Annotated in this window: 5 protein-coding genes; 4 read left to right on the top strand and 1 reads right to left on the bottom strand. The window is 52.3% G+C overall.

Annotation, left to right across the window (positions count from 1 at the left end; all coding sequences use genetic code 11):
* Positions 1–1,843 (top strand): hypothetical protein (locus tag Q5Y71_RS16390; protein WP_306043161.1); only part of this gene is annotated, 1,843 nt, incomplete at its 5' end.
* A gap of 116 nt (positions 1,844–1,959) precedes the next feature.
* Here the strand turns inward: Q5Y71_RS16390 and Q5Y71_RS16385 are convergent.
* Positions 1,960–2,112, bottom strand: a complete 153-nt coding sequence (locus Q5Y71_RS16385; RefSeq protein WP_306043160.1) for a hypothetical protein — start codon at positions 2,110–2,112, stop codon at positions 1,960–1,962.
* 164 nt (positions 2,113–2,276) lie between these two features.
* Between Q5Y71_RS16385 and Q5Y71_RS16380 the strand changes: the two genes are divergently transcribed.
* From Q5Y71_RS16380 to Q5Y71_RS16370, 3 genes are read left to right on the top strand one after another with little or no spacing between them, the layout of a single operon-like run.
* Complete coding sequence (locus Q5Y71_RS16380) at positions 2,277–3,035, top strand: hypothetical protein (protein WP_306043159.1); 759 nt, start codon at positions 2,277–2,279, stop codon at positions 3,033–3,035.
* 16 nt (positions 3,036–3,051) lie between these two features.
* Positions 3,052–3,519 carry a hypothetical protein gene (locus Q5Y71_RS16375; protein WP_306043158.1) on the top strand — a complete coding sequence of 156 codons (468 nt, stop codon included), beginning with the start codon at positions 3,052–3,054 and terminating at the stop codon, positions 3,517–3,519.
* Positions 3,516–3,920 carry a hypothetical protein gene (locus tag Q5Y71_RS16370; protein WP_306043157.1) on the top strand — a complete coding sequence of 135 codons (405 nt, stop codon included), beginning with the start codon at positions 3,516–3,518 and terminating at the stop codon, positions 3,918–3,920. The genes Q5Y71_RS16375 and Q5Y71_RS16370 overlap by 4 nt, the downstream gene beginning before the upstream one ends.
* Positions 3,921–4,016: the final 96 nt, after the last annotated feature.

Here is a 4,016-nt window from a genome sequence, read left to right as displayed (position 1 = left end):
CGCATTCAATCGGGGAGCTACAAAGCTCGCTGATTTTCTGACCACTGATCAGATTAACGCAGTCGCCGATATTCTGGGCTCCGAGTTCCGCGTGCCGTCTATTACCGAAACCTTGTCGCCCGCAACGCGTGGTAATTTTATGCAGCCGGGCCTTGCCAGAGATGCTGTGCGCAGTGCCGGCGAAGTTGCCGCAGGTGGTGTGGCTGGTGGTGCTGCTTTGCGGTCTGCCGCAAGCCAGTTGCCGAGGTTCACGCAGGCTTCAGAATCTGCGGGCCAGGGTGTTCTCCGGCAACTGGGCGCAACCACAGGGAGCCAGGATTTGAAGATGGCAGCAACTGCCGGTGCTGGTACAGAGCTTGGAGGGGAAGTCGGCGAGGCTGTTGGCGGTGAAACGGGCCGCCAGGTGGGTAAAGTTGCAGGGTCAATGTTAATGCCTGCAGCTGTGTCCAGTGTTCGGGCACTTACTTTTGAATCATTGAAGCCGGTTCTCAGAGGTGGCGCGAGCCGACAGCAAGTTCGTTCGACTATTGAAGACTTCAAGGAAACAGGATCAACCCCTACTCTTGCACAAGCAACCAACCGTCCCTTCCAGCAAGGCGTGGAAAATATATCATCCCAATATGTGGGCGGAGGTCGTATTCGTCGTGCCCATGAACAGGCTGAGCGAAATATTCAGAAACGGCTTCAGGAAATCGCCGATGATGTGAGTACACACGCCGGGGTGGACCGGGCAGGCCGTACTATCCAGCGAGGTATAACGGCCCCTGGAGGCTTTACAGACCGTTTTCAGGCCAAGTCCGCTGAACTATGGTCAAGGGTTGACGATCAGATTGGTCGCGATACAGCGGTTGAACTGGATAACACCAAATCTGTGTTGAACCGGCTAGTACGAGATGATGAATTCGGGGAAGTGCTGAACAATTCCCAGCTTACAAAGATCAAGCGGATTCTGGAAGATGCGGATATAGTGGATTACCAGACCTTAAAGGAGCTTCGATCAACCATTGGACGCCGGATAAGTAGTAATGACCTGATTTCAGATATTCCAAGGGCAGAATTGAAGCAAATCTACGGGGCCATCACCGATGATATTAAGACAGCAGCCGATGCTGTAGGCCCGCAAGGTCAGTTTTACTTCAACCGGGCCAACAATTTTACCCGTTCCGGCCACAAGCGTCTGGACGACTTCGTAGGGCGCGTTGCCAACAAGGTAGATCTCGACAAGGTATTTGCTGCTGCAACCAAAGGTGGTGAAGGCATGGCCACCATCAGTTCTATTAAGCGCAGCCTGACCAAGGATGAATGGAATACGGTGGTGTCCAATGTGGTTCGTCAGATGGGTAAAGCAACTCCCGGCCAGCAGGACGCCGCCGGGGAGGTGTTCTCGGTCAATAAATTCCTGACCGACTGGAACCGGCTTGGTCCTGCTAAAAGAGCGTTATTTAGTGGTACAGAGGCTCTGAATCGTTACGGAAAGAACCTCGATAGAATCGCTCGACAAGCGGAGAAAATGAAGTTTTCTCAAAGGGAGGCAGCAAACCCAAGCGGAACAGGCCAGTTCGCGGCAAATATAGGTACTATGGCCGGCATACCTATAGCCGCTGCATCCGGCCAGCAAGGCGTTTTGATAGGGTTGCTTGGGAGTGTTGTAGCGAATAACCTTGGCGCACGTCTAATGACTAGCAAAAGGTTCATTCAGTGGCTCGCCAAAGGTTTAGAGATTCCCCCATCTGCACAATCTGCGCACATGCTTAAACTGGCTGCCTTAACTAAAGGCATGACACTTGATGAGGCGACAGCAGTTAACGCATTTTTAGCTGATTTAGATACCAAAGAATTTTAGAAGTGGAAGCCGGGCCTCAACTAGAGCCTTATCAGTAGCTCTGGGCATATTTCCTTTTCAGATCTTGTATTACACCTCTCGACCCGGCCATAAATGGTAGGCTCCCCAGACGGCGATCAACCAAAGAAAAGTGAATAGACACCATAAATCATGGCCCCGAAGCATACACCTATAGCGAGCAGATACCCTAAAACCACATATCCGTAATCACTCTCTGGTGGCATCTGCTCTTCGTTAAGCTCACGTAATGTTTTGAGTTTTTTTGGCATGTGACCTCCTTGCTTGCAGGAGCCTGAAGTATGCCCGATCAATAGGAAAGTGATCAAAGGTTATCCCTTTCATAACTTCTTTTGGCGTCAAAAGCATCCAATCCAGACCTTAAATCACTCCTCAAGCCCGCCCTGTGCAGGCTTTTTTGTTTTAGGAGGGCCAAATGGCCGCTGTACTATTTCACGAACCGGTTTTTAGCACGAAAGTCGAGCCGGGGGACAAGTTGTATTTTTATGAGACGTACACCACGGAACCGCTCACGGTTTACCTAAACCCAGGGCCGGGCGAAGCAGCCCCGCATCCGCTTATTGCAGACGCTGCGGGACGATTCCCGGCAATCTATCTCAGCACGACGGAAAGCGCCCCGAAGGTAGTGCTGACCGACGCTGACGACGTGCAGAAGTGGACCATTGAGGAATACCCCCTACAAGATTCCGACCAGTTTATTGATAAGGTTTACGAGCTGGAATACCGCGTTGAGGACTTGGATGGTGAGTTGATTTTTCTGCGCGACGACATTGACCGGCTTGAACAGAACGATGCAGAGCACACCGACAGGTTGGACGGCGTGGAGGAACGTCTTGACTCCCTGGAGGGTGTTTCTCTGCCCACTGGCCCTGTAGCTGCCGGATACTTTACCGGTGGATCATCCCCGACCTACAAGCAGAAATACGGTGTTACCGGCTCTGTAAACCGCACTGGCACGGGCACCTATGTAATCACTTTTGCTACACCGCGATCCAGCGCCAATTATATCGTGGTGGCCACTGCAGGCCCTGCATCAAGTAGCTTTCCGCTGGAATGCCTGGTTAAAACCAAGCGGACTTCTTCATTCACGATAGAAACCTGGTACCTGACCGGGGGCGCCACGCGGGCGAAGGCAGACCGCGAGGTTAATTTTATTGTTTACGATTTTGCTTAATGAGGATTTTAAAGATATGGCAAACGGTGTATTCAACATAGCAAAGGGGCGCGTCAACGCTTACACAGAGAGCGTGGCAAACGGCGGCCTGGAAAATGCTGCCCTGGTTGTTGTACTGCTGCAGGTAGCACAGGAGGGTGCCAACCTTGCAGACTCTGAGCGGCTTTCAGACGTGCTTTCGGCGTCCAATGTAGAGGCGGACTTTACCAACTACGAACGCAAGGTCTTGAGCGATGTGGAGCCGCCCACAACGGACCACACAAGCGGCGTGCAGTCCGCAGATATACCGGATCAGGTATGGACCTCAGCCGGGGGAGCCCAGAACAACACTTTGCTGAAGCTGCTTGTCTGCTACACACCAGACAGCGTGAATGGCACGGACGATCAGGTTGTCCCCCTGACCTATCACGATTTCCCAATCACGACAGACGGCTCAGACTTGCTCGCCCAGGTCAATGCTGTCGGCTTTTTCAGGGCGGTATGATGCTAACTGCACCTGTAGAGATTGTTCAGGAGACTGCTGAAGCGCTGCCACTGCTGTTTGTAGATACCGCCCAGGTTGAGGACCAGGCGCTACAGATAGCTCCGGCTATTGGCTCTCAGAAGCGATTCACCTTCCCCTCGATGGATGAGTTAAGCCTCGGCGCTATCATCCAGCCAGGCTGGCGGATACGCGTCTATGCTGCCGGAACTGATCTTCCCGTCGATGTCTATGCCGATCCCAACTTCCAGTTAATCCATGCACAGCCATTGAAGGTAGATAGATTTGGCCAGTTGCCCGTGATGTATCTCGGGCAGGGTACCGATTACCGGTTTGTTCTTGAAAGCGAGTTTGGGGGGTATAAGGCTGAGTTGATTGCTCGCTATCCCGATTGTTATTGGTGATTGGGAAGTGAAAGGGATCTATTTGGCCGAGGATATGTCGCGCAAGGCCAAGCAGTTAAAATTGGATGTGGTTCAGAAAAAAATCAATGCGGTGGT

Origin of the sequence: Microbulbifer sp. 2205BS26-8 (assembly GCF_030731025.1) — a bacterium.
Classification (GTDB): domain Bacteria; phylum Pseudomonadota; class Gammaproteobacteria; order Pseudomonadales; family Cellvibrionaceae; genus Microbulbifer; species Microbulbifer spongiae.
Note: the sequence above shows the minus strand (reverse complement) of the source record. Positions and strands in the feature narration are given on the sequence as shown.

Coding starts and splice junctions, on each gene's coding strand:
- Q5Y71_RS16385 (WP_306043160.1), bottom strand. CDS start 2,112: ATGCCAAAAAAACTCAAAACATTACGTGAGCTTAACGAAGAGCAGATG.
- Q5Y71_RS16380 (WP_306043159.1), top strand. CDS start 2,277: ATGGCCGCTGTACTATTTCACGAACCGGTTTTTAGCACGAAAGTCGAG.
- Q5Y71_RS16375 (WP_306043158.1), top strand. CDS start 3,052: ATGGCAAACGGTGTATTCAACATAGCAAAGGGGCGCGTCAACGCTTAC.
- Q5Y71_RS16370 (WP_306043157.1), top strand. CDS start 3,516: ATGATGCTAACTGCACCTGTAGAGATTGTTCAGGAGACTGCTGAAGCG.